The organism is Pseudomonas orientalis, from assembly GCF_001439815.1.
Lineage (GTDB): Bacteria > Pseudomonadota > Gammaproteobacteria > Pseudomonadales > Pseudomonadaceae > Aquipseudomonas > Aquipseudomonas orientalis.
Map to the genome: position 1 here is coordinate 44,400 of NZ_JYLM01000002.1, position 21,222 is coordinate 65,621.

Here is a 21,222-nt window from a genome sequence, read left to right on the forward strand (position 1 = left end):
GGCATTTTTGTATCCTCGATAAAAACAAAAAAAGGCCGCTACGACCCGACGTCGTAGCGACCCGAAGGTGATGCATTCGTCAGGTGTCAGTGCGCTCCGGCCGCCTTGTTCAAATCACTCTCCGTCCACTGCGTATACACACATGCATCCGCCGTGGCCCAGCGCACCCGCACCGGGTCGCCGGCCTTGAGCGGCATGCCCGCCGCCGAGAGCGCCTTGACCGTCATCGACGTACCGCCCAGGGTCTTCACCGCGCAGGTCTGGCTCTCGCCCAGAAACAGCACCTCGCCGACAATCGCCGAGACCTCATTCCAGCCCGCCGCCAACGGTTGCTCTGCAGCCTGTTCGACGCTCAGCGCCAAGGCCTTTTCCGGGCGCACCATCAGCAATACATCCTGCTCGGTGTGCAGCCCGCTGGTCAGGCGGATCGACAGCGACTGGCCTTCGAACGACGCCGCCGCATTGCCCTGGGCCTTGAGCTTGAGGAAGTTTGAGTTGCCGAGGAACGACGCCACGAACGCGTTCGGCGGGTTCTGGTACAGGTCGAAACCGCTGCCCAGGCCGACAATCTTGCCGTGGCTGAAAATCGCGATGCGCTGGGACAGGCGCATGGCTTCTTCCTGGTCGTGGGTCACGTAGACGATGGTGATGCCCAGGCGCCGATGCAACTGGCGCAGTTCGTCCTGCAGGTCTTCACGCAGTTTCTTGTCGAGGGCGCCCAGGGGTTCGTCCATCAGCAGGATGCGCGGCTCGTACACCAGCGCGCGGGCGATGGCGACGCGTTGTTGCTGGCCGCCGGAGAGTTGCGAAGGGCGGCGATGCGCAAATTGCTCAAGCTGTACCAGCTTGAGCATGGCGTCGACGCGTTTCTCGCGTTCGGCGCCGGCCAGTTTGCGGATGGCCAGGGGGAAGGCGATGTTGTCGCGCACCGACAAATGCGGGAACAGCGAGTAGCGCTGGAACACCATGCCAATGTCGCGCTTGTGCGGCGGCACGTTGACCAGGGATTGGCCGCTGACCAGGATCTCGCCGCTGCTCGGCGTTTCGAAACCGGCGAGCATCGACAGGGTGGTGCTTTTGCCCGAGCCGCTGGAACCGAGGAACGTGAGGAACTCGCCGTCCTTGATGTCCAGGGAGATGTCGTCCACGGCGGCAAAGTCGCCGTAGTACTTGTTCAGGTTGCGCAGGCTGACCAGGGGTTGGCCAGGGTTGCGCACATCTTGGATCACTGCACTCATGTTCTACTCCTGGGCGCTTAGGCGCTGGTTTCAGTGCGCCTACGAAGGGCGGCGGCAATCACCATGACCAGCACCGAGAGGCCGATCAGCAACGTCGAGGCGACGGCGATCACAGGCGTCAGGTCCTGGCGTAGGGTGGTCCACATTTTGACGGGAAGGGTTTGCAGGGTCGGGCTGGCCATCATCACGCTGAGCACCACTTCGTCCCAGGAGACAAGAAAGGCGAACAGCGCACCGGCCACCATGCCTGGGCGAATCGCCGGGAAGGTCACCTTGAACACCGCCTGCAAGCGCGAGGCACCGCAGATCACCGCGGCGTCTTCAATCGACTGGTCGAACAGCTTCAGCGAGTTGATGATCGAGATGATGGTGAACGGCAGCGCGACAATCACATGGCTGACCACAAAGGCGAACATCGTGCCGGTGTAGCCGAGCTTGAGGAACAGCGCGTACACCGCCACGGCGATGATCACCAGCGGCACGATCATCGGCAGGGTGAACAGGCCGTAGAGCAGCTCGCGGCCGGGGAAGCGCCCGCGCACCAGGGCAAAGGCCGTCGGCAGCCCCAGCGCGACGGCGAAGATCGTGGTCAGCACCGCCACCTTGAGGCTGGCCATTGCCGCGTTCATCCAGTCGGGGTTGGAGAAGAACTGGCCGTACCATTTCAATGTCCAGCCCGGTGGCGGGAACACCAGCCATTGCGACGAGCCGAACGACAGCAGCACGATAAACACGATCGGCAACAGCAGGAACAGGCCGATCAAACCGGTGGTGGTGTAGAGGCCCAGGCGCATCCTGCGGCTCATGGCGTTGGGGGTCAGGAGCATGACGGCTTACCTCGCGTTGCTGGCGCCAACCGGGGATTCCGGCTGCAGCTTCAGGTAGAAGTAGAACAGCACCAGCGTAATCAAAATCAGCAACGCCGCACCGGCACTGGCCAGGCCCCAATTGAGGAATGATTGCACCTGCTGAATGATGAACTCGGGCAGCATCATGTTCTGCGCACCGCCCAGCAGGGCCGGGGTAACGTAGTAACCGAGGGACATCACGAACACCATCAACCCGCCGGAAAACAACCCCGGCCGGCACAGCGGCAGGAACACCCGGAAGAAGTTGGTCCAGGGGCTGGCCCCACAGATGGAACCGGCCTGCAGGATCATCGGGTCGATGGCCTGCATGGTCGCCTGCAGCGGCAACACGATGAACGGAATCATGATGTAGCTCATGCCGATCACCACGCCGGTGAGGTTATGCACCATTTCCAGCGGTTGATCGATGATGCCCATGGCCATCAGCGCCTTGTTGATCACGCCCGAGGCTTGCAGCAATACCAGCCAGGAATAGGTGCGGGCGAGCAGGCTGGTCCACATCGACAACAGCACGATATTCAGGATCCAGCGGCCCCAGCCGCGCGGCACCAGGGTAATCGCCCAGGCCAGCGGAAAGCCCAGCAGCAGACTGAACAGCGTCACCAGGCCGGCCACCGAAAAGGTATTGAGCAGCACCCGCGCATACGCCGAGTTGGCGAACAGCTGTTCGTAGTTGCCCAGGCCCGGCACCGGCTCCAGCACGCCGCGCAGCAGCAGGCCGATCAGCGGCGCCAGGAAGAACAGGCCGAGGAACAGCAACGCCGGGATCAGGTTGCTCGACCCGCGCCAACGCTGCCCCAGGGATGGCGCCCCGGCCCTGGCGCCAACGGCACCGCCGAGGGCGCCCGCGGCCGGCGTGGTTGCCGTCATTTTCATTTGACTAGCCATTCATTCCACCGTGTCGCAATGGCGGGACCGTTCTTGGCCCAGTAGGCGAAATCGAGGGTGATCTGGTCCTTGGCATACGCCGTCGGCAGGTTGGGCGCCAACACCGAATCCAGGCGCTGCACGCTGTCGATGTTCACCGGGGCATAGGCGGTCAGGTTGGAGAAATCCGCCTGGCCCTTGGCGCTGCTGGCATTGGCCAGGAACTTCATCGCGGCGGCTTTGTTCTTGGTGCCTTTAGGGACGACGAGGATGTCGGCCATCACCAGGTTCTGCTTCCAGCTCACGCCCACCGGCGCGCCATCTTCCTGCAAGGCGTGAATGCGGCCGTTCCAGAACTGGCCCATGCTCACTTCGCCGGAGGCCAGCAACTGTTGCGACTGCGCGCCGCCGCCCCACCAGACGATGTCTTTCTTGATGGTGTCGAGTTTCTTGAAGGCGCGGTCCAGGTCCAGGGGGTAGAGCTTGTCGGCTGCAACACCGTCGGCCAGCAGCGCCAGTTCCAGTACGCCTGGGCTTGGCCATTTATAGAGGGCGCGTTTGCCGGGGTAGGTCTTGGTGTCGAACAAGGCGCTCCAGTCCTGCGGTTTGCCGGCGCCGAGCTTGCCTTCGTTATAGCCGAGCACGAAGGAGAAGAAGAACGAACCGACGCCATGGTCGGAGACGAAACGCGGGTCGATCTTGTCGCGCTGGATCACCGAGAAATCGAGGGGCTCGAGCAGGCCTTCGGCGGCGGCGCGCAGGGCGAAGTCGGCTTCGACATCCACCACGTCCCACTGCACGTTGCCGCTTTCGACCATGGCCTTGAGTTTGCCGTAGTCGGTGGGGCCGTCCTGGACCACGGTGATGCCGCTGGCCTTGCTGAAAGGATCGGCCCACGCCTGCTTCTGCGCATCCTGAGTGCTGCCGCCCCAGCTGACGAAATTCACGCTTTCGGCTGCCATGGCCGCGTGGCTGGCCACGCTCAACAGACCCGCGAACAGCGCCGCGGTTGCACCTTTGTTCAACACCATGTTTACGCCCTCATTGTTGTGTTTATGAGCGGGGCTTAGGAGTGCCCGCCTATCGGGAGCAATCGGTCCGGACCCTGTTTTTTGAGCTGTCCGGACTATGGAATATCATATTATGGTATTCCAAACTTTGCGCAAGCACTTTGCCATACCGGCTATCCGCTGACGCTGGGTTTTACCGTCAGATGAAGGCGATGCTTTCCACGACTTCCAGGTCGTAACCGGTCAAGCCCGCGTATTTCAGTGGTGGTCCGAGGTGGCGCAGTTTGCCCACGCCCAGGTCCTGCAATATCTGCGCGCCGGTACCCACTTCCGAGTAAATCCGTGACTGCGACCGGCTGAACTGACGCGGCGCCTGGGTCAACTGCGGTACGCGTTCGAGCAATGCCTGGGACGATTCATGGTTGGCCAGCACCACCACCACGCCGCTGCCTTCTGCCGCCACGCGTTGCAGGGCGGCCCACAAGGTCCAGTTGGAGGGGCCGCTGTAGTCGGCGCCGACCAGGTCGCGCAGCGGGTCGATCACATGCACACGCACCAGCGCCGGTTCATCGCGGCGCAACTGGCCCATGACCATGGCCATGTGCACGCCGCCGTCGATGCGGTCTTCAAAGGTGATCAGGCGGAAGGTGCCGTGCACCGTGGGCAGGTCGCGTTCGCCGATGCGCACCACGGTGCGTTCGGTGCTGAGGCGGTAGTGGATCAGGTCGGCGATGGTGCCGATCTTGATCCCATGCTTGCGGGCAAAAGCTTCCAGCTCGGGGCGGCGGGCCATGGTGCCGTCGTCGTTCATCACTTCCACGATCACCGAGGCCGGCGTGTGCCCGGCCAGGCGCGCCAGGTCGCAACCGGCTTCGGTGTGGCCGGCGCGGGTCAGCACGCCGCCATCCCTGGCGCGCAGCGGGAAGATATGCCCGGGCTGTACGATGTCGGCGGGGCCGGCGTTACTGTCGACGGCCGCCGCCACGGTGCGCGCGCGGTCGGCCGCAGAGATGCCGGTGGTCACGCCGGTGGCGGCTTCGATGGACACGGTGAATGCGGTGCTGAACACGCTGCCATTGCTGGGCACCATCTGTTCCAGGCCCAGGCGTTGGCAGTGTTCGTCGGTGAGGGTCAGGCAGATCAGGCCACGGGCTTCGCGGGCCATGAAGCTGATAGTCTCGGCGGTGCAGCACGCCGCAGGCAGCAACAGGTCGCCTTCGTTTTCCCGGTCTTCGTCGTCCACCAGGAGCACCATCTTGCCCTGGCGGTAGTCTTCGATGATGTCTGCGATGCTGTTGAAGGGCATGGGGGATGCTCAAGTTATTGGTTGTATGTATTATGGTATACCATAAAATTCGAACAAGAGGATGTCCCGATGAAAGCCTATTGGATTGCCCATGTGGATGTGTCCGATGCAGAGCAATACACCCAGTACACCCAGCGCGCGCCGGCGGCCTTTGCGAAGTTCGGCGGGCGCTTCCTGGCAAGGGGCGGGCGCAGCGCGGCGCTGGAAGGCGGGCCGGCACGGCAGCGCAATGTGGTGATCGAGTTTGAGAGCTATGAGCAGGCGGTGGCGTGCTATGAGTCCGCCGAATATCAGGCGGCGAAGGGGCACAGAGCGGGGGCGGGTGAGGCGCAGATCATTATTGTGGAAGGTGTGGCGCCCTAGGCCTACCAGACCGAGTGTGGTCCAAATGTGGGAGGGGGCTTGCCCCCGATGGCGGTGGGTCAGCTATAAACACGCTGACTGACAGGCCGCCATCGGGGGCAAGCCCCCTCCCACATGTTGAACCGTGTTCAGGCTGAAGATCAGCGCATGAAGTGAATCTTGCCGTTGTCGTCATTGCCCATGTAAATCCCGTACACCCCGGCCTGGCGCTCTTCGATATAGCGCTCGAGAATCTGCCGGATCGCCGGGTAGTAGATGCTGTCCCAGGGGATGTCCTCGGGGGCGAAGAAGGTGTAGGCCAGGGTTTCCGGCCCGAACTGGCCGGTGATCTCCAGCGCGATGGCGCGGAAGATGATGTACACCTCGCTGATTCTGGGCACGCTGAAGATCGAGTAGGGCGACACGATCTCGGCGCGCACGCCGCTTTCTTCCCAGACTTCGCGCAACGCCGCCTCTTCGGTGGTTTCGCCACCTTCCATGAAGCCGGCCGGCAGCGTCCAGGTGCCGGGGCGCGGGGGGATTGCGCGCTGGCACAGCAGGTATTTGCCGTCCTGCTCGATGATGCAGCCGGCGATGATCTTGGGGTTGATGTAGTGGATGTAGCCGCAGCCCCGGCACATCAGACGCTCGTGGGTGTCGCCCGGTGGCAGCTGGTGACCGAGGTCACGGCCGCCGCAGGTCGGACAGAAGCTGGGGCTGGGCACGGTCAGTGACCTATGCGTGGTTCTTTGAGCGCGATGGGCAGGGTGATCTCGGGGAGCTTGCCGGTTTCTTCCTGTTTGCGCTTGAGGTAATCCAGGGCCACGGCGGCCGCTGCACGCACGTGGTCGACGCAGGCCTGGTGGGCGGCGAGGGGGTCACCGCTCTTGATCGCCTGGACCATGCGTTCCATTTCCTGGTTGCTGGCGCCACGCCGGTTCTGCTGGGACACCGAGGTCGCGCGCAGGTAGCTGATACGCGCCTGCAACTGGCGCAGTTGGGTGGCGGCCACGTGGTTGCCGCAGCCTTCGAGCAACACGTCGTAGAAGCCCTGCACGGAGTCGATCACTTGCTGCAGTTCGCCTTCCTTGAGGGCCTTGCGGTTTTCCTCGAGGGCTTTTTCCAGGGCCTTGATGTCCTTGGCCTTGGCGCGCAGGGTGAACAGTTGCACGATCAAGCCTTCGAGCACGCAGCGCAGTTCATAGATATCGACGGCATCGGCCAGGGTAATGATTGCCACCTGCGGGCCTTTGGCATCGGCGAATTCCACCAGGCCTTCGGACTCCAGGTGGCGCAACGCTTCGCGTACCGACGTGCGACTGACGCCGAGGCGGTCGCACAGGTCGCGCTCCACCAGGCGGTCACCGGGCAGCAGCTGGAAATTCATGATGGCGCTGCGCAGTTTCTCCAGCACGATTTCGCGCAGGGTGACCGGGTTGTGATTGACCTTGAAGCTGTCGTCGAGGGGCGCGCGTTTCATGGGGTCTGCTCTGAATGTAGCGGTTAACTGGAGGCCTCGGCATCGGCTTCGGCGAAGGCTTCACGGGCCAGCCGGAAGCTGTCCACGGCGGCGGGAACCCCGCAATAAATGCCGACCTGAAGCAGAATTTCGCGTATTTGTTCACGACTCAGCCCGTTGCGCAAGGCGCCGCGCACGTGCAGCTTGAGTTCGTGAGGCCGATTGAGGGCCGAAATCATTGCCAAGTTTATCATGCTGCGTTCTTTAAGCGACAAACCCTCCCGGCCCCACACATGGCCCCAGCAGTACTCGGTGACCATGTCCTGCAGCGGCCGAGTGAAGTCGTCGGCGTTGTCGATTGAACGCTGTACGTAGGCTTCACCCAGGACTTGCGTACGAATTTTCAGGCCCTGTTCATATTTTTCGTTGCTCATGCTTCAGCGCTCCTCAGGCCAGGGTCGGCAGCGGGCCCAGCTTGCCCTTGTGGTAAATCATCGGCGTTACCGGCTGCGCTGGCAGGATCAGGTTCTTCACCGCGCCGACAATGATCGCGTGGTCGCCGCCGTCGTATTCGCGCCACAACTCGCACTCGATAATGGCCGTGGCGTTGGCCAGCAGCGGGTTGCCCAAGTCGCTGAGGTGCCACGCGATGCCCTTGGCCTTTTCCTTGCCTTTACTGGCGAAGGCATAGGCTTCGGCGGTCTGGCCGGCGGACAGCAAGTGAATCGCGAAGCGCTTGCTGTCGCGCAGGATCGGGTAGGTGTCCGACGCGTAGTTGGGGCAGAACAGCACCAGGGCCGGGTCGATCGACAGCGCACTGAATGCGCTGGCGGTGATGCCGACGATGCCGCCGTCCGGGTCGAGGGTGGTGACCACCGTCACGCCCGAAGGGAACGAGCTCATGACGTCTTTGTAAATGCCGGGTTCGATCATGGTTGTGGACTCTTAACGCATCACAAAGGGATCAGGCATGGGTGCCTGGGACAGGTTGATCCACACCGTCTTCAGCTCGGTGTAGGCCAGCACCGAATCGATGCCGCTTTCGCGCCCGTAGCCGCTGTTCTTGAAGCCGCCGATGGGCGCCATGGCCGAGACGGCGCGGTAGGTGTTGACCCAGATGATCCCCGAACGCACGTCCCGGGCCAGTCGATGGGCGCGGCCCAGGTCGCGGGTCCAGATGCCGGCGGCGAGGCCGAACTGCGAGTCGTTGGCGATCGCCAATGCCTGGGCTTCGTCCTTGAAACGGATCACCGAAGCCACCGGGCCGAACACTTCTTCCTGCATGATTTTCATCGAGTTGGTGTCGCACTCGAACAACGTCGGCTCATAGAACCAGCCTGCACCGAGGTTCTGCGGGCGCTTGCCGCCGGTGCGCAGGCGCGCGCCTTCGGCGATGGCGTCCGCGACCAGGCCTTCGACCACCGCCAGTTGCTGGGCGGTGGCCATGGGGCCCATTTCGCTGGCATCGTCCAGAGGGTTGCCGATGCGGATGCGCTGGGCACGTGCCACCAGGCGCTCGACGAACTCGTCGTAGATTTCCTCCTGCACCAGCAGGCGCGAACCGGACACGCAGCTCTGGCCGGAAGCCGCATAGATACCGGCTATCGCACCGTTGATGGCGCTGTCGAGGTCGGCGTCGGCAAAAATGATATTCGGTGACTTACCGCCCAGCTCCAGCGACAGCTTGGCGAAGTTCTCCGCGCTGCTGCGCACCACATGCCGTGCGGTGGCCGCGCCGCCGGTGAAGGCGATCTTGCGCACCAGCGGGTGGCGGGTGAGGGCGGCGCCGGTACTCGGGCCGTAGCCGGTCACCACATTGACCACGCCCGGCGGAATCCCGGCTTCGAGGGCCAGGCGCGCCAGTTCCAGAATGGTTGCCGAGGCGTGTTCCGAAGGTTTGATCACGATGGTATTGCCCGCCGCGAGGGCCGGCGCGAGCTTGATCGCGGTCAGGTACAGCGGGCTGTTCCACGGAATGATCGCGGCGACCACGCCCATGGCTTCGTGCACGGTGTAGGCGAACAGGTCCGGTTTGTCCAGCGGCAGGGTGCCGCCTTCGAGCTTGTCGGCCAGGCCTGCGGTGTAGTGGAAGAACTCCGGCAGGTAGCTGACCTGGCCGCGGGTCTCGCGGATCAGCTTGCCGTTGTCGCGGCTTTCCAGCTGCGCCAGTTGCTCGGTGTTCTGGGCGATCAAATCGCCCAGGCGGCGCAGCAACTTGCCCCGTGCGGTAGCGCTGAGGCCACGCCAGGCCGGGCTTTCGAAAGCCGTTTGCGCGGCCTGTACGGCGCGGTCCACGTCGGCTTCATCGGCATCGGGCAGTTGCGCCCAGGGTTCGGCCAGGGCCGGGTTGAGGCTGTCGAAGGTCTTGCCGGACAGGGCATCGACCCATTCACCGCCGATGCACATCTGGAAGCGTGCGAGTGTCATGCAACGATCCCCTTTATTGGAGTGTTTTGGGCGTACACATTGGCCAGGAACCCCAGCAGCAGGCTATTGACCAGGCGCGGTGATTCCACCGGCATCATATGCCGTTGCTCGGCCAGCACCGCAACCGTGGCGCCGGGAATGCGGTCGGCCAGTTGCCGGGCCATTTCCGGCGTCGAGCCGGGGTCCAGTTCGCCGGTGGCGACCAGGGTGGGCGCGCGCAGCCCCTTGAGGTCATCGGCGCGGTACATGTCCTGGGTCGCAAACAGCTCGTAGGTGGTCAGGTAGCCCTGGGGGTCATTGCCCGCCAGGGTCTGGCGCAGCGCGGCGATCTGCGCTGGGTTGGCCGCCTGGTATTCAGGGCTGAACCAGCGCGACAGCGCCGCTTCCGCATTTGCATCCGGCCCGTGCTCGGCGGCCTGGGCGGTGCGCGCGATCACGCCGGCGCGCTGCTCGGGGCTGCGGTTGAACACACTGTTAAGCACCACCAGGCTTTTGAGACGGTCGGGGTAATGCAGGGCGAACGCCCGTGCAACCAAGCCGCCCATGGAAAACCCGATCACCGTAGCCTGGGGCAGTTGCAGGTGGTCGAGCAGCTCCAGCAACTGGTCCGCATAGCCGAGCAACGGCGTGCCGGCGGCCGGGCGCGGGCTGGCGCCATGGCCGAGCATGTCATAGCTGATCACGTGGTAGTTCGTGGCCAGGCCAACGACTTGCCCGCCCCACATTTCTTTGTTCAGGCCCACGCCGTGGATCAAAACCACAGGCTGGCCTTGGCCGGTCGCCAGATAACTGGTGCCGGCCGGGGTGCGTTCAGCGGTGAGCCGAATCATGGAGCGCTCCTGCATGCTTTTTCTTATGGCCGGTGTTGCTTACTGGGCTTGTTCAGCCGCCAGCTCTTCCAGGTCGATGTAACGGTTGCCGATCCGTGGGTGCAGGCGGCCGCCATCGGCGCAGCCCAGCACGACGACGATTTCGTCAGCGCGCGGCGCGTCTTCGATCTGCATTTCCAGGGTGATGTAGTGCGAGCGCAGGCCTTCGTCGTCCTTGTGCATCATCGGAATCTGGATCGAAGTGCCCGGGCCGCCGCGCTTGTTGGTGAAGCTCAGGTAGCTCTTGGCCTTGACCGCTTCACGGTAGTGGTTGCCGAAGCGCAGGGTATGGATGATCGCGCTCGCGTGTTCGATCTCGCCATCGGCACCCACCACGGCGGCTTTGCCGTAGGCCTCGATGTTTTCGGCGCCACCGATGATGGCTACCAGACGCTCGACCATCAGTGCGCCGAGATCGGAGCAGTTGGCGCGGATCTCCGGCTTCAGGTCGTCGACGAAACCACGGCCCAGCCAAGGGTTTTTCAGCACCACGGCCAAGCCGACCATTTTCACGGGCGTGTCGGAGGCTTTGCCGCCCTCGATAAAGGTCTCTTCTACATAACTGACGATCTTGCGGATTTCGAAACTCATGGGCTGCTCCGTCTAAGTGAGGGTCTGCGTATGATGGTATACCATAATACGAGAAGCGCAATAGCTGTAGGAGAGAGCTTGCTCGCGAAAAACTCACAGGCACCGCGTTCATTCAGGAAGCACGCGTTATCGTTGAAGTTTTTCGCGAGCAAGCTCGCTCCTACAGTTGATCGCTGGCAGTGCTTGAGAGGGGGAAGGGGTGCAGCGATCAGGCGGTGAAGGGCTCACCGCCTGTTTCGGGAGGGAGAGTCAGTACTTGAAGCGGCCCACCAGGCCTTTGAGCTGGCCGGAAATATCGGTCAACCGACCTGACCCGGTCTGCGCCGTGTGGGCGAAACCTTCAACCAGCTGCGCATCGGCATGGATTTGCGCGATGTGCCGGTTGATCTCCTCGGCCACCTGGTGCTGCTCTTCGGCGGCCGTGGCGATCTGGGTGTTCTGGTCGCGGATCGAATCCACCGAGCCACGGATCTTGTCAAAGCTGTCGCGGGCCTGCTGGATGCGTTCCACGCTGGTGTGCGACACCAGCAAACTGCCTTGCATCTGCTGGGTGACTTCCTGGGTGCGGCGGGCAAGATTGCCCAACAGGCTGTCGATCTCGCCGGTGGAATCGGCGGTGCGTCGGGCGAGGGCGCGGACCTCGTCGGCCACCACGGCGAACCCTCGGCCCTGGTCACCGGCGCGGGCGGCTTCGATCGCGGCGTTGAGCGCCAGCAGGTTGGTCTGTTCGGCAATCGAGCGGATGGTGTCGAGGATAGTGTTGATGTTCTGGCTGTCCTGCTCCAGCAACTGCATGGTCTGGGTCGACTTCTGCAGGTCTTCGCTGAGCTTGAGCACGCTGCCGGTGGCTTCGCCGATGTGCTGCTGGCCGTTGTGGACGTCGCGATAGCCTTCGTCGGCACTTACCGCGGCGGCGCTGCATGAGCGGGCCACTTCATTGGCGGTAGCCACCATCTCGTTGAAGGCGGTGCTCACCAGTTCCACGGCTTCGCGCTGGCGACCGGCGGCCTGGTTCATGTTATTGGCCACTTCGCTGGTGTCGGCGGCGGCCGATTGCAGGTCCGAGGACGCGTTGCCGATGCGCTGCACCAGTTGGGCAATCATGCCCAGGAACTGGTTGAACCAGCCGGCGAGGCTGGCGGTTTCGTCCTTGCCTTGCACCTTGAGCTGGCGCGTGAGGTCGCCTTCACCTTCGGCGATCTCTTGCAGGCCATCGGCCACACCGCGAATCGGGCGCACGATCATGCTGGCGAAACTGGCGCCGACAATGGCGAACACCACGGCCAATACGGCGGCGATGGCCGCGATCAACCAGGTCAGGCGGGTGGCGCCGGCCATCACTTCATCGCGCTTGATCAGCCCGATAAAGCGCCAGCCCAGGTCTTTGGAGCTGACCACGTTGGCCATGTAGGCGACGCCGTCGATGTCGATCCGGGTCACGCCGTCGCCGCCCTTGGCCAGTTCCGCGTAGTTCGGGCCCAGGTCGGCCAGCGGCTTGAAGTTGTGCTTGGCATCGCTGGGGTCCACCAGCACGTTGCCGTTGCCTTCCACCAGCATCAGGTAGCCGCTGTCGCCAAGCTTGATGGTGCGCACCAGCTCAGTCAGTTGCTTGAGTGACACGTCCAGACCGACCACGCCGAGAATGCTGCCGGTGGCATCGGCGACGGTGCGTACGGTGCCGATCAGCACCACGTCATCCGGCGCCCAGTAGTAGGCGCCGGTGCGCACGGTCTTGCCCGGCGCGGCGACGGCGGCCTGGTACCAGGGGCGCACGCGTGGGTCGTAGTTGTTGAGCTTGGTGTCGTCCGGCCAACTGGCGTAGCCGCCGTCGCTCAGGCCCAGGGACAGGTAAGCGGTGCTGGGATGGCTTTTGGCGAACTGGTCGAAAATCGCCAGCAGTTCGGTATTGGTCGGTGTGAGCGGGATTTGCGCCGCGTCCGCGCCGGCGTAGCTTTTCAGGTCCTTGGCCGCGATAACACGCGGGTCCTTGGCCACGTACTCGACGTTCTGGCTGATGCCGTCGAAGAATTGCTTCATGCCGTTGTCGATCTGACGGATCTCGCGACCGCTGCTGTCGAGAAAGTTGGCGAGGGCGCCTTCGCGCACGTTCAGCACCACGATAACGGCGACCAGGATGACCGGCACGCACGCGATGGCCGCAAATGCCCATGTCAGCTTCTGCTTGATATTCATGACTTCACCCGCGGGTATTTATAGTTTTGGCAAGGGGAAACGGTCGTGCTAAGCGTCGCATGCGTTGTTATGGGGCCGAGGCCATGCGTACCCTCGGTTTATCGACCGAGGGCGCCGGCACTTGAGGGGAAGGGCGGGGGCTCAGCCGATCTGATCGCCGGCCAGGGCGTCACGGCGCATCGACTGCAGGTTTTTCTCGATGGTTTCGCAGATCGCTTCCATTTGGATCTGATGTTCACTGGAGCGAAACGGGCTTTGCAGGTCGGTGCCGATGCGTTCGATAGCCAGCAGCATGAAGCCCACCACCGTGGAGGCCAGCGGGGTGAACCAGCCGAGGGATTCCACCAGGCCCACGGGGACGATCAGGCAGAACAGCGAAATGAACAGCCGTGGGAAATACACGTAGGGGTAGGGCAGCGGCGTGTTGGCGATGCGTTCCATGCCGCCCTGGGCGTTGGACAGATCCACCAGCGTCGACTCCAGCCGCGCCAGGCGGATGCTGTCCAGGTGCCCGGCCTTGTATTCCCGGGCGAGCAAGGCGGCCGAGCCGGTCAGAATATCGTTGGCAAAGTTGTTGGTGGCGCCATTGCGTGCGAATTCCTCGTCAGGGATGAACGCGCGCACTTCCTCCGGGCAGGGCTCGCCCTTGAGGTGCGCGGCCAGGCAATTCACATAGGCCACATGCCGGCGCAGCAGGGTGGATTTGATCGGGTTCACTTCGCTGTCGGGGTCGTCCAGCAGGGTCAGCACCTGGCGCGCGAAGCTGCGCGAGTTGTTGACCATCGAGCCCCATAAGGTGCGCGCTTCCCACCAGCGGTTGTAGGCGCTGCTGTTACGAAAGCTGATCAGCACCACCAGCGCCGAACCCAGCAAGGTCAGGGGCATCAGCGGCAGGTTGATCTTGGAGTTGAGGAACAGCATGAAATCCACCGTGACGGCGATATCCCACAGCAACAGCCAGAACAGGGCCCAGCCCACATAGCCCATGGTCTTGATGATCAGGCGGTATTTCTTGAGAAGGGCAGCTTTCAAACGAGAACCTCGCGGCGTGCGGTTGGCGACAGTGCCAGGTTACGACGCCAGTGACGGGTGAAGGTTCGCCCGACGAGACCCGGTTGGATGTTCTAGTCAATGCAAGACCCGATGCCGGTGTGAATGTAACAGGAAGTATCTTCGAACGGCCGATGCCACGGGCCGGCGAGAAAACTGGAACAACTTTGGTACTGATGACGTCTTGCGCGGCAATCGCTGTACATTGCGTTCGAGGCAAAAAGCCATTAACCGCAGGGTTTACCACGTGATTTGTTTTGGGGCCGGGCTGCAGGGATTTCGTAGCTGAGATCAGGAATCAAGTTGGATGATCAGGGCTCTTTCATGCATGTCAGTTCGTTGAAGTCGGCTATGTGTAATACCGCGCAAGCGCTCGAACGTCATAAGGATTTTGAATCGTGCTTGAGGGCGCATTACCACGTGCTGCTCGTGCCTTATTCCAGACGACCGTTTTTCTATAAGAGTGCACTTAAATACAGCCGTTTGATGGTGTCGTTTGCGTTATTGAGTGAGTACTTCGCCACACCGTTACCGTTGTTGTCCGAAGTTAAAACCCTGTGCGTGACGCGCAGGTATTGTTCGAAAAACAGCCTGGAGTCAATGTTTCTGTTATTGCGCGCGCTGGGCTTCATGGACGTGGCGCCGCACCCGGAAGACAGTCGTTTCCGGGTCTATGCGCCCTCGGATGAAGCCTGCCGTGAAGCACGCTTGATGTTGACCTCGCTCACCGAGTCGTTGGCGCGGCTGTACCCCGATCGGGCGATCTTCCGGCAAATGCGCGAGTTGGATGACCGCGGCTTCCTGGCGCTCTATTTCAAGGGCTTTGCCATCATTCTCGACGCCGACCTGACGGTCGATGTATTGCTGCCCGAATGTTACTGGCTGGTGAAAAGAGACGCCGGGCACCTGTTGATGCTGGCCATTTATAACGATGCCTTTGCCCCCGAAAATGATCGGGCAACGTTCAGGTCTTCGTCCTATCTGGCATTGGCCAAGCAACTTTCGGTGTCCAAGACTCACGTTATCCGAATGGTTCAAGAGGGCGTGGACAAGGGCTATTTCAAAGCGCACTCCAAGACCCGCCTGGAAGTGCTGCCACCCTTCGTCAGCCTGGTAAAGCGGTTCATGGCCTTTTCATTTGCGGTGGGCCTGCATGCTATTGAAATGGGAGCGTAAGGATGCCGGCTCACTTGAAGTTAAGACCCAGGATGCGCAGGTTGCTGTCGCCTGCGGTCACGCAAGCCGAATGGATAGGCATCATTGCCTGGATCGGTATCGGTTGGATCCAGGCCACGCTGTTCGACCTCTGCATGTTGAGTGTCACCCTTGGCCTGTTGCTTGTTTGCCGTGCTCATTCGCTGACGACGAACTTTGTGCTGTGGCGATTGCTCGGGGTGACCTATATCGTGCTGTTGTCCGTAGGGTTCGCCTATGTCATTCACTTGAATCCGCAACTGCGTATCTATGGCTTGCCCTTGGCCGTCACGCTGGTGGTTGGCAGCGCGATTCTGTTTATCAGTGTCCAGGATTATCTGGTCGGCGCGCTGTCGGTGTGGCTCATTCTGTGGTCGCCCATGCAGGCCGAGCTGTATGCAGCAACCCAGGGCTATCTGCTGATATTTTGCGCTTCGTCGGTGTCGATCGGTTTTATCCTCAGTTACTCGTACCTGAAGAACCTGCGCTCGGTGTTGCTGGTGGAAAGCGAGTTTCGCGCCTTGGCCGAGACCGATTACCTGACCTCCATCCTCAACCGGCGCGCGTTCATGCAAAGCTTCGAAAAGTTGCTCGACAGTGGCCAGGGCGGCTACTTCATCATGCTCGACATCGACAGTTTCAAGGCCATGAACGACCGCTATGGCCACGACGTCGGCGACAAGATTCTACGCGCCATGGCGCTCTGCCTGAAAAACGCCAAAGGCAGCTACAGCTTTGGCAGGATCGGCGGGGAAGAATTCGGCGTGCTGTTGCAGGGCGATGACCCGGCGCTTGCCTGCGAGTATGTGCTGGATCTGCTGCAGGCGATCCGTTGCAGCGTCGCGGCGCCGCACAACTACACGTGCAGTGCCGGCATGGCGCGCTTTGCGTCAGGTGACGAACTGTCGATGGTACTCAAGATTGCCGACAAGAACCTGTATGGCGCCAAGCGCAATGGCAAGGACTGTGTGCACCTGGACGGCGCGCCGCTGCGGCCCGTCGCGGCCTGAAGCGCAGCCCGTGTTGTTCAGCGCTGGGCCAGCACACTGGCCAGCAACCCGGGGAAGCGCTCCTCGAGCTCGTCACGCCGCAATGAGTTCATATGGGTGGTGCCCACATTGCGCGTGTTCACAAGGCCCGCGTCGCGCAAGACCCTGAAGTGGTGGGACATGCTGGACTTGGGCCGCCCACCGTCCAGTTCGCCACAGGTGGCTTCGGGCACGCCGGCCAGGCAGCGCACGATGTCCAGGCGCACGGGGTCGCTGAGGGCGTAGAGCAGACGCTCCAGCGTGAGTTCTTGCAGGGTAGGGTGTTTGAAGGCGCGCATGGGGCGAATCATAACAGGGGGGTAGCACTGAATACCATAGTTCGATTACCATCGAACTATCGAATCACACACCCTTCCCATGGAGTCTCTGATGTCCGCGTTATTCGAACCGTTCAAACTAAAAGACGTTACCCTGCGCAATCGCATTGCCATTCCGCCGATGTGCCAATACATGGCCGACGACGGCATGGTCAATGACTGGCACCACGTGCACCTGGCCGGCATGGCCCGCGGCGGGGCCGGCCTGCTGGTGGTCGAGGCCACCGCCGTTGCGCCTGAGGGGCGGATCACCCCAGGCTGCGCCGGTATCTGGAGCGATGCCCATGCCGAGGCGTTCGTGCCGATGGTCAAGGCCATCAAGGCTGCGGGCTCCGTACCGGGTATCCAGATTGCCCACGCCGGGCGCAAAGCCAGCGCCAACCGCCCATGGGAAGGTGACGACCATATCCCGGCGTCCGATGCCCGCAGTTGGGAGACCATCGCCCCGTCGGCGATTGCGTTCGGCGCGAACCTGCCCAACGTCCCGCGTGCCATGACCCTGGAGGATATCGCCCGCGTCCAGCAGGACTTCGTCGATGCCGCCCGGCGTGCCCGTGATGCCGGTTTCGAGTGGATCGAATTGCACTTCGCCCACGGCTACCTGGGCCAGAGCTTTTTCTCCGAACACTCCAACCAGCGCACCGACGCCTACGGCGGCAGCTTCGACAACCGCAGCCGCTTCCTCCTGGAAACCCTGGCCGCCGTGCGTGAAGTCTGGCCGGAAAACCTGCCGCTTACCGCACGTTTTGGCGTGATCGAATACGACGGCCGTGATGAGCAGACCCTCACCGAGTCCATCGAACTGGCCCGCCGCTTCAAGGCCGGTGGCCTGGACCTGCTGAGCGTCAGCGTCGGGTTTACCATTCCCGACACCAACATCCCGTGGGGTCCTGCGTTCATGGGCCCGATTGCCGAGCGTGTGCGCCGCGAGGCGGGCATCCCGGTCACGTCGGCGTGGGGCTTTGGTACGCCGCAACTGGCCGAAGGCGCGCTGCAGGCCGGGCATCTTGACCTGGTGTCGGTGGGCCGCGCGCACCTGGCGGACCCGCATTGGGCGTACTTTGCGGCCAAGGAGCTGGGCGTGGAAAAGTCGTCCTGGACCTTGCCGGCGCCTTATGCGCACTGGTTGGAGCGCTATCGCTGAGCCAGCGGGTTGTAGGGTAACCGCTTTACTGTGGGAGGGGGCTTGCCCCCGATAGCAGTGGGTCAGTCTCAATATTTTTGACTGATACACCGCCATCGGGGGCAAGCCCCCTCCCACATTTTGTTTTTCATCCATCAGACAATCCGCGCCACGCCGTACAAAGCTGATACACGAAAAACAACAAATGAGAACCGATATCAAACGAGAATTGTTTGATATATGATGCGCGGCGAATTCTTGGCAGGTTTGCCGCCCCATCTGGCTCATTCACTAGGTTCAACATCCATGCGTCGTACCCTGATTTCCATTTGTGTGCTTCAGGCGTTTTCGCCGTTCAGTTGGGCAGATAGTGCCCCCACCGAAAAAACCAGCCTTGAGTTGCAAGCGACCACTGTGACCGGCACGGCGGATTTCGAGACGGCTCAAGGACCGGTCAAGGGCTACCACGCCACACGTTCAGCCAGTGCGACGCGTACCGATACATCCATCCATGAAACACCGCAGTCCATTACCGTGGTCTCCAAAGACGTGGTCGAGGACATTGGTGCGACCCGTCTGCAAGATGCGCTCGATTACGCGGGCGGGGTAGGCCGGGCGAATAACTTCGGCGGCCAGGGCCTCACCAGTTTCACCGTGCGCGGTTTTACCACTGCCGAGTTCTATCGCAACGGTTTCCCCGTGAACCGCGGCTACCCGGCCATGCCCGACGCCAACACGATCGAACGTCTTGAAGTGTTGCGCGGCCCGGCGACCATGCTCTACGGCCGGGGCGATCCCGGCGGCACCTTCAACGTGGTGTCCAAGCAGCCGTTGGCCGAGCGTACGGTCACACTGGGCAGCCAACTGGATGATCAAGGCATGAAACGCGGCACTCTGGATGCTTCCGGCCCGCTGGATGAAGACGGCCGCCTGGCCTATCGACTGAATGTGGTGGGCGAGGGCGGCGATACGTTCCGCGACCATGTCTCCACCGAACGCTACGGCGTGGCCCCGGTGCTGACCTGGCAGGCTACCGATGAGACCAAGGTGATCTTCGAAGGCGACTTCATACGTAACAACCACCCGCTGGATCGTGGCCTGACCCGCTTTGCCAACCAGCGCGGCACGCCGTCGCGCGACACCTTCTGGGGTGAAAAATACGCCGGTGATCTGCACAACGATAACAACACGGCGCAGTTGCGCTTTGAGCATCTGCTCAACGACAACTGGACCCTGGGCGGTGGTTTCCAGTGGCTGGACGGCACGATGAAGGGCAATGGCGTGGAGGCCAATAACGCGAGCAGCCTGGGGGCTGACGGCCGCACCCTGCAGCGCAACTTCAACTACCGCAAGCTGGAGTGGACCGACAAGGACTACCAGCTCAATCTGACCGGGCACTTCGCCACTGGCGGTTTCGAGCACACCTTGTTGACTGGCATCGAATACGAGGATTACGACTACAAGTCGATCATCCAGCGTTCCAGCGCTGCTTTCCCGATCGATATCTTCAACCCGGTCTACGGCCAGCCACGTCCGGCGCTGACCCGCACGCCGACCCACGATAAAGAAAACCTCAAGACCTATGCGGTCTTCGTCCAGGACCAGGTCGCGCTGACCGAACGATTGAAAGTCCTCGCGGGCGCACGCCTTGAGCGTTTCGAGCACCAGTACGAATCCTACGTGGCGGGCGTTAAACCGTGGAACGCGGCCGACAACGCGGTCACCCCGCGCGTCGGCGTGATGTATGACCTGACCGACACCGTCGCGATCTACGCCGATGCCGCGCGTTCCTTCAAGCCGAACACCGGTGCCAGCCGTCAAGGTGGCGGGTTCGAGCCGGAGAAGGGCAAGTCCTATGAGATGGGCGTGAAATGGGAAGCGCTGGATAAACAGCTGAGCGTCGATGCGGCGATCTATCAGATCGAAAAGAAGAACGTCCAGGGCGTCGACCCGCTCGACTCTGCCTTCAACGTGGCGACCGGTCAGGTGCGCAGCCGTGGTTTCGACCTGAACGTGGCCGGTAACCTCACGCCTGAATGGCGGATGATCGGCGGCTATGCCTATGTGGACGCCGCCGTTACCAAGGACACGGCGGTTCGTACCGGCACGCGTCTGGCCAACATCCCGCGCAATAGCTTCAGCCTGCTCAACGTGTATGAATTCCAGGATGGCGCACTCAAGGGCCTCGGCCTTGGCGCCGGTGGCAAATACGTGGCTGATCGTGCCGGGCAGACCACCAACTCCACCTTCACCATGGACGCGTACACGGTGGTCGATCTGCTCGGTTACTACAAGGTCAACGAGAACGTGCGGCTCAACCTGGATGTGAAGAACCTGTTCAACCGTGAATACGAAGAGGGCTCGTTCCAGAACTTCTATGCCTACCCGGGCGAGCCGCGCACGGTGCAGGTCGGAATCGCCTACACCCTCTGACGCTGTACACAGTGCAAATGTGGGAGGGGGCTTGCCCCCGATAGCGGTGGGTCAGTCAGATTATCGAGTACTGATACACCGTCATCGGGGGCAAGCCCCCTCCCACATTTGATCTCATTTACACCCAGGGCCCGTTACAACGGCGTCAACACATTCATCACCGTATCCAGCGCCACTCGCGTGTCATCCAGCTGCACCAGCGAAGCATGCCGCGCGCCCAGTGCATCACGGTTTTTTATCGCAGTCAGAATCGCCTTGTGCCGGGGCAGGCTCAGGCCCTGGATGTCCGGGCGGCGGTTGGTGATGTTGATCGATTCGCGCAACGGCAGCGAGAGCATGTTGCACATGTAGGCGAGCAGGTCGTTGCGGGTGGCGTCGGCAATCGCGCGGTGAAAGTCCAGGTCGGCCTGCAACAGCTCGTCGTGGGTCTTGGCGGTTTCCATGCCCTGGTAGGCGTGTTCGATGGTGGCGATGTCTTCATCGGTGGCGGTGGTCGCGGCCATGGCGGCGATTTCCGGTTCGAGAATGCGCCGCACCCCGGCCAGAGTATTGAAAAATTCACTGTGGGGCGTGGACTGCATCAACCAGGACAGCACGTCCGGGTCGAGCAGGTGCCATTTCAGGCGTGGCCGCACCACGGCGCCCACCCTGGGCTTGGAATACACCAGGCCCTTGGCGCTGAGCACCCGCGTTGCCTCGCGGAGCACCGAACGGCTGACCTTGTATTCCTCGCACAGCGTAGCTTCCATGGGCAGTCTTTCTTCCGGCTTGAAGCGACCGGAAACGATGTGCATGCCCAAGTCCTGAACGATCTGGGCATGCATGCTCTTGCGCGGCTTGGGCGGCTGGTGATCCATAACGACGGGCAGGCTCTGGCTTAGATTC

At 62.2% G+C, this 21,222-nt stretch carries 20 protein-coding genes and 2 pseudogenes; 5 read left to right on the forward strand and 17 right to left on the reverse strand.

Features of this window, described 5'->3' with window-relative positions; genetic code table 11:
• Positions 1–86: 86 nt before the first annotated feature.
• From TU82_RS04635 to ribBA, 5 genes are all read right to left on the reverse strand, one after another.
• Positions 87–1,238 carry an ABC transporter ATP-binding protein gene (locus TU82_RS04635; RefSeq protein WP_057721957.1) on the reverse strand — a complete coding sequence of 384 codons (1,152 nt, stop codon included), beginning with the start codon at positions 1,236–1,238 and terminating at the stop codon, positions 87–89.
• A 17-nt stretch (positions 1,239–1,255) separates the two neighbouring features.
• Positions 1,256–2,065, reverse strand: a complete 810-nt coding sequence (locus TU82_RS04640; RefSeq protein ID WP_057721958.1) for an ABC transporter permease — start codon at positions 2,063–2,065, stop codon at positions 1,256–1,258.
• Positions 2,066–2,071: 6 nt separating this feature from the next.
• Positions 2,072–2,995: an ABC transporter permease gene (locus TU82_RS04645; RefSeq protein WP_420892996.1), complete on the reverse strand. Its 924-nt coding sequence runs from the start codon at positions 2,993–2,995 to the stop codon at positions 2,072–2,074.
• Positions 2,980–4,005, reverse strand: coding sequence for an ABC transporter substrate-binding protein (locus tag TU82_RS04650; protein ID WP_057721960.1), 1,026 nt, complete (start codon positions 4,003–4,005; stop codon positions 2,980–2,982). Before TU82_RS04650 ends, TU82_RS04645 begins: the two co-directional genes overlap by 16 nt.
• A gap of 178 nt (positions 4,006–4,183) precedes the next feature.
• Complete coding sequence (ribBA, locus tag TU82_RS04655) at positions 4,184–5,290, reverse strand: bifunctional 3,4-dihydroxy-2-butanone-4-phosphate synthase/GTP cyclohydrolase II (RefSeq protein ID WP_057721961.1); 1,107 nt, start codon at positions 5,288–5,290, stop codon at positions 4,184–4,186.
• A 69-nt stretch (positions 5,291–5,359) separates the two neighbouring features.
• On the opposite strand from ribBA, the gene TU82_RS04660 reads away from it, so the two are divergent.
• Positions 5,360–5,653, forward strand: coding sequence for a DUF1330 domain-containing protein (locus TU82_RS04660; RefSeq protein ID WP_057721962.1), 294 nt, complete (start codon positions 5,360–5,362; stop codon positions 5,651–5,653).
• A 140-nt stretch (positions 5,654–5,793) separates the two neighbouring features.
• Here TU82_RS04660 and TU82_RS04665 read toward each other — a convergent pair whose 3' ends face one another.
• The 10 genes and pseudogenes from TU82_RS04665 to TU82_RS04705 all read right to left on the reverse strand — a co-directional run bounded on the left by TU82_RS04665 (position 5,794) and on the right by TU82_RS04705 (position 14,203).
• Positions 5,794–6,357 (reverse strand): NUDIX hydrolase, encoded by a 564-nt coding sequence (locus TU82_RS04665; protein ID WP_057721963.1) that lies wholly within the window; start codon positions 6,355–6,357, stop codon positions 5,794–5,796.
• Between the two features lie 2 nt (positions 6,358–6,359).
• Entirely contained in the window at positions 6,360–7,112 is a 753-nt protein-coding gene (locus TU82_RS04670) for a GntR family transcriptional regulator (RefSeq protein ID WP_057721964.1), read from the reverse strand.
• Positions 7,113–7,135: 23 nt separating this feature from the next.
• Entirely contained in the window at positions 7,136–7,525 is a 390-nt protein-coding gene (locus tag TU82_RS04675) for a carboxymuconolactone decarboxylase family protein (protein WP_057721965.1), read from the reverse strand.
• 13 nt (positions 7,526–7,538) lie between these two features.
• Positions 7,539–8,024, reverse strand: a complete 486-nt coding sequence (locus TU82_RS04680; RefSeq protein WP_057721966.1) for a flavin reductase family protein — start codon at positions 8,022–8,024, stop codon at positions 7,539–7,541.
• A gap of 12 nt (positions 8,025–8,036) precedes the next feature.
• Complete coding sequence (locus TU82_RS04685; RefSeq protein WP_057721967.1) at positions 8,037–9,518, reverse strand: aldehyde dehydrogenase; 1,482 nt, start codon at positions 9,516–9,518, stop codon at positions 8,037–8,039.
• On the reverse strand, positions 9,515–10,348 hold the full coding sequence (locus tag TU82_RS04690; RefSeq protein ID WP_057721968.1) for an alpha/beta fold hydrolase: 834 nt from the start codon (positions 10,346–10,348) through the stop codon (positions 9,515–9,517). Before TU82_RS04690 ends, TU82_RS04685 begins: the two co-directional genes overlap by 4 nt.
• A 39-nt stretch (positions 10,349–10,387) precedes the next feature.
• Positions 10,388–10,978, reverse strand: a complete 591-nt coding sequence (locus TU82_RS04695; RefSeq protein WP_057721969.1) for an amino acid synthesis family protein — start codon at positions 10,976–10,978, stop codon at positions 10,388–10,390.
• A gap of 249 nt (positions 10,979–11,227) precedes the next feature.
• Positions 11,228–11,743 (reverse strand): annotated as a pseudogene (locus TU82_RS29480) (methyl-accepting chemotaxis protein); the annotation flags it as partial.
• A 345-nt stretch (positions 11,744–12,088) separates the two neighbouring features.
• Positions 12,089–13,171 (reverse strand): annotated as a pseudogene (locus TU82_RS29485) (HAMP domain-containing protein); the annotation flags it as partial.
• Between the two features lie 141 nt (positions 13,172–13,312).
• Positions 13,313–14,203, reverse strand: coding sequence for a bestrophin family protein (locus tag TU82_RS04705; RefSeq protein ID WP_057721971.1), 891 nt, complete (start codon positions 14,201–14,203; stop codon positions 13,313–13,315).
• Positions 14,204–14,545: 342 nt separating this feature from the next.
• Here TU82_RS04705 and TU82_RS04710 point away from each other — a divergent pair, with 342 nt between their 5' ends.
• Entirely contained in the window at positions 14,546–15,397 is an 852-nt protein-coding gene (locus TU82_RS04710) for a hypothetical protein (RefSeq protein WP_173667466.1), read from the forward strand.
• 2 nt (positions 15,398–15,399) lie between these two features.
• Positions 15,400–16,425: a GGDEF domain-containing protein gene (locus tag TU82_RS04715; RefSeq protein WP_057721973.1), complete on the forward strand. Its 1,026-nt coding sequence runs from the start codon at positions 15,400–15,402 to the stop codon at positions 16,423–16,425.
• A 17-nt stretch (positions 16,426–16,442) separates the two neighbouring features.
• Here TU82_RS04715 and TU82_RS04720 read toward each other — a convergent pair whose 3' ends face one another.
• Entirely contained in the window at positions 16,443–16,742 is a 300-nt protein-coding gene (locus TU82_RS04720) for an ArsR/SmtB family transcription factor (RefSeq protein WP_057721974.1), read from the reverse strand.
• A 91-nt stretch (positions 16,743–16,833) separates the two neighbouring features.
• Here TU82_RS04720 and TU82_RS04725 point away from each other — a divergent pair, with 91 nt between their 5' ends.
• Entirely contained in the window at positions 16,834–17,925 is a 1,092-nt protein-coding gene (locus TU82_RS04725; protein ID WP_057721975.1) for an NADH:flavin oxidoreductase/NADH oxidase, read from the forward strand.
• Positions 17,926–18,210: 285 nt separating this feature from the next.
• On the forward strand, positions 18,211–20,337 hold the full coding sequence (locus TU82_RS04730; protein ID WP_057721976.1) for a TonB-dependent siderophore receptor: 2,127 nt from the start codon (positions 18,211–18,213) through the stop codon (positions 20,335–20,337).
• A 134-nt stretch (positions 20,338–20,471) separates the two neighbouring features.
• Here the strand turns inward: TU82_RS04730 and TU82_RS04735 are convergent, their stop codons facing one another.
• Positions 20,472–21,194, reverse strand: coding sequence for a FadR/GntR family transcriptional regulator (locus TU82_RS04735; protein WP_057721977.1), 723 nt, complete (start codon positions 21,192–21,194; stop codon positions 20,472–20,474).
• Between the last annotated feature and the right edge of the window lie 28 nt (positions 21,195–21,222).

Excerpts from the sequence above, each read along its gene's own strand:
- TU82_RS04635 (WP_057721957.1), bottom strand. The coding sequence starts at position 1,238 with ATGAGTGCAGTGATCCAAGATGTGCGCAACCCTGGCCAACCCCTGGTC.
- TU82_RS04640 (WP_057721958.1), bottom strand. The coding sequence starts at position 2,065 with ATGCTCCTGACCCCCAACGCCATGAGCCGCAGGATGCGCCTGGGCCTC.
- TU82_RS04715 (WP_057721973.1), top strand. The coding sequence starts at position 15,400 with ATGCCGGCTCACTTGAAGTTAAGACCCAGGATGCGCAGGTTGCTGTCG.
- TU82_RS04730 (WP_057721976.1), top strand. The coding sequence starts at position 18,211 with ATGCGTCGTACCCTGATTTCCATTTGTGTGCTTCAGGCGTTTTCGCCG.
- TU82_RS04695 (WP_057721969.1), bottom strand. The coding sequence starts at position 10,978 with ATGAGTTTCGAAATCCGCAAGATCGTCAGTTATGTAGAAGAGACCTTT.
- TU82_RS04660 (WP_057721962.1), top strand. The coding sequence starts at position 5,360 with ATGAAAGCCTATTGGATTGCCCATGTGGATGTGTCCGATGCAGAGCAA.
- TU82_RS04720 (WP_057721974.1), bottom strand. The coding sequence starts at position 16,742 with ATGCGCGCCTTCAAACACCCTACCCTGCAAGAACTCACGCTGGAGCGT.
- TU82_RS04735 (WP_057721977.1), bottom strand. The coding sequence starts at position 21,194 with ATGGATCACCAGCCGCCCAAGCCGCGCAAGAGCATGCATGCCCAGATC.
- TU82_RS04645 (WP_420892996.1), bottom strand. The coding sequence starts at position 2,995 with ATGGCTAGTCAAATGAAAATGACGGCAACCACGCCGGCCGCGGGCGCC.
- ribBA (WP_057721961.1), bottom strand. The coding sequence starts at position 5,290 with ATGCCCTTCAACAGCATCGCAGACATCATCGAAGACTACCGCCAGGGC.
- TU82_RS04675 (WP_057721965.1), bottom strand. The coding sequence starts at position 7,525 with ATGAGCAACGAAAAATATGAACAGGGCCTGAAAATTCGTACGCAAGTC.
- TU82_RS04680 (WP_057721966.1), bottom strand. The coding sequence starts at position 8,024 with ATGATCGAACCCGGCATTTACAAAGACGTCATGAGCTCGTTCCCTTCG.
- TU82_RS04690 (WP_057721968.1), bottom strand. The coding sequence starts at position 10,348 with ATGATTCGGCTCACCGCTGAACGCACCCCGGCCGGCACCAGTTATCTG.
- TU82_RS04725 (WP_057721975.1), top strand. The coding sequence starts at position 16,834 with ATGTCCGCGTTATTCGAACCGTTCAAACTAAAAGACGTTACCCTGCGC.
- TU82_RS04710 (WP_173667466.1), top strand. The coding sequence starts at position 14,546 with ATGCATGTCAGTTCGTTGAAGTCGGCTATGTGTAATACCGCGCAAGCG.
- TU82_RS04650 (WP_057721960.1), bottom strand. The coding sequence starts at position 4,005 with ATGGTGTTGAACAAAGGTGCAACCGCGGCGCTGTTCGCGGGTCTGTTG.
- TU82_RS04670 (WP_057721964.1), bottom strand. The coding sequence starts at position 7,112 with ATGAAACGCGCGCCCCTCGACGACAGCTTCAAGGTCAATCACAACCCG.
- TU82_RS04685 (WP_057721967.1), bottom strand. The coding sequence starts at position 9,518 with ATGACACTCGCACGCTTCCAGATGTGCATCGGCGGTGAATGGGTCGAT.